This is a genomic window from Xenorhabdus santafensis (genome assembly GCF_033949405.1).
Lineage (GTDB): Bacteria > Pseudomonadota > Gammaproteobacteria > Enterobacterales > Enterobacteriaceae > Xenorhabdus > Xenorhabdus santafensis.
The window spans coordinates 1-2,401 of the sequence record NZ_VCDN01000062.1; the positions used below are offsets into that span (position 1 = coordinate 1).

At 37.2% G+C, this 2,401-nt stretch carries 3 protein-coding genes and 1 pseudogene; 2 read left to right on the forward strand and 2 right to left on the reverse strand.

Annotation, left to right across the window (positions count from 1 at the left end; translation table 11 throughout):
• Positions 1 to 186 (forward strand): annotated as a pseudogene (locus FE392_RS15110) (IS3 family transposase); the annotation flags it as partial.
• A gap of 231 nt (positions 187 to 417) precedes the next feature.
• Positions 418 to 876 carry a hypothetical protein gene (locus tag FE392_RS15115; RefSeq protein WP_319931048.1) on the forward strand — a complete coding sequence of 153 codons (459 nt, stop codon included), beginning with the start codon at positions 418 to 420 and terminating at the stop codon, positions 874 to 876.
• Positions 877 to 1,050: 174 nt separating this feature from the next.
• On the opposite strand, the gene FE392_RS15120 is transcribed toward FE392_RS15115, so the two are convergent.
• Together FE392_RS15120 and FE392_RS15125 are read right to left on the reverse strand one after the other, a co-directional pair.
• On the reverse strand, positions 1,051 to 1,815 hold the full coding sequence (locus tag FE392_RS15120) for a DUF2829 domain-containing protein (RefSeq protein WP_319931049.1): 765 nt from the start codon (positions 1,813 to 1,815) through the stop codon (positions 1,051 to 1,053).
• Between the two features lie 225 nt (positions 1,816 to 2,040).
• A partial coding sequence (locus FE392_RS15125; RefSeq protein ID WP_319931050.1) for a hypothetical protein occupies positions 2,041 to 2,401 on the reverse strand: 361 nt, incomplete at its 5' end.

Consider the following 2,401-nt stretch of genomic DNA (forward strand, 5'->3'; position numbering starts at 1 on the left):
CTGAAAACCGAATGGGTACCGTTGAGGGGTTACATGACCTTCAACGACGCGGCGCATGCAATAACAGACTATATCGTTGGATATTACAGTGCGCTCAAGCCGCACGAATATAATGGTGGGTTACCACCAAACGAATCAGAAAATCGATACTGGAAAAACTCTAAGGCGGTGGCCAGTTTGAATTGACCATTACAGAGCGCTTATATGTAATTGTAATGTATGAAGGAATATCTGACTCATTACCTACACATAAATCAAGATACCCTTTATTACTATAATGACTTATCGTTCCATTTAACGTTATAGATACTCCTTTATCTGATAGTGTTAATATCATAATTTCCCCTATGGAGACACTTCATGAACCCACAAATATTTGTAGACTAAATTGGAGAGCTGAATCTCCCAGATCTCACTTTGCAGGCAATACTTACTGATGATGTTATAGGTTCCGTTCTCCGTATCCACCTTATGTGTGAGCAAATACTTGAATCTTGGATATGTGCAGCTTGCAATCAAAAGGATTTTTTCGGTGACGGTGATAAACGACGCATCAGAATTAATTTCGAAACAAAACTTAATATCGCCAGAAACGTGGGATTACCAGAGCCTCTATATAATTCAATACAAATCATAAACAGAATTAGAAACACCATCGCTCATAATCACGAGTGCAAAGAAATACCAAGTGACAAAATAATTGCCTTAGTTAATTTTCTGGATAGTTACAGGCTAGATATTCCAGCAGGTAAACACTCTAGTGAAATGGATATGCAAGTTTTCAATGAAGATGGTTCAGTGAAAGGCTCTTACTCTTTTAGTGATCCTGAGACACCAAATCAAATCAAACTGTTTGCTTGTTTTCTTATGCTATAGTGTAAGATTTTTTTCACTATTGGAAAAATTCATAACGAACAAAAAAACACACTACTATGGAAATATTAATTAACAAAATGCCGACCGCAATGCATGTATACGGATGTGATTAAAGTGATTGCGGTGGCAAATATGGAAAAGGCCACATTAAGCAGCCTTCAATTAATCAACTTATTAATTTACATACAGTTTAAAGTAAACGCGTTTAGTTTTTTCAGGTTGATTAAATAAAGAAATTAGTTTTTCTTTATCGTCATAGTAAGTATATGAGGCTCTAATTTCACCATCATCACTAATCCAGTACTTATAGGGCGAATTCCCTCCAAAAAAATACTTTATATCATCAATATACATAGTAATTGCAAGTTTTTTTAATAAAACATACAACTTTTGTCTCATCTCTTCATTCTTGGCATAAGACACTCTCCAAGTAAGATATCCTTCGTTATCAAAATTAAACTCTAAAATTTCTCCAACTTCTGTATTATTCTGAAGTAGATTTAAGGCGCCAAAAGAAGCCTCCCAAGGGTTATCACTGCCTGCTGCGGAATATCCCCAACCAGTATGCTTATTATTGTTTTTATATGTACCAACTCCCAATGTAAGATCAAAAACCAGTAGATAGCTTAATTCCCAATTACACGCCATCATATCTTCTTGTGTCGGCTGCCAAGGCCTGAAGTTACCCTTGGCATCATATTCATCAATATGTGACAGATAATCGTATTGACCATCTGCCTTTATTTTTCTCGGAACAAAATTTAAATATTCCTGAACAGCCCAATTTCTACGACGTACTTTCTTTCCCAGCTGCAATTGAATCAATGCCCACGGAAAAGAACCAACACGTGCTACTACATGGTTACATTTATACCAATCAGGGTTAAAGTAACATTCTGAATCAGAGTCATTCATTGCCGGTTTATTCACTTCAGACATAAATCCCTCACTTTATTATTTGTTAAAATTAAAGGTCATTTCATCCTACTAACAAACAGCCAGTTAATATTACTTAGCCCTGTTTTTATTTCAATCCAGCGTCATTGTATAGAGATTAATACGCCTTAATATATGGCGATGCATTATAAAATTCGTCTGTTAATCGAGTGCACAATTCAGTGAGGTGTAAATTTGAAGTTTGGTGCTGGTGAAAATAAAAACTACTTAAGATGTGGCTTTCTGGTCTTCGAATAAGTCACTCATTTTCAGCCCGTCTGGCAGCAGCGCCCACGCGACATAAAAATATCGAGGTTCATATTCCCCGTCGTCCCAAAATCTGACATAGCCAATGTGCCAGCCATCACAGGGATTTAAGAGCAGCACCTCTTTGCCGTTCATATCCAATGTAGGCAGTTCAGAGGCAGGACGGAAAACCAAGGATTCTGCTACGGGTGTAGACATGTGTTCCCCCTGAAAGCAAAAAACCCCGCCGATGATCTGACCCCATAAAGTTGGACGTTTATTTAATCGGTTTGCCACGAGATTTATTTCCAACTCTGATACTTGATTAAAATCGGTTCCTTTT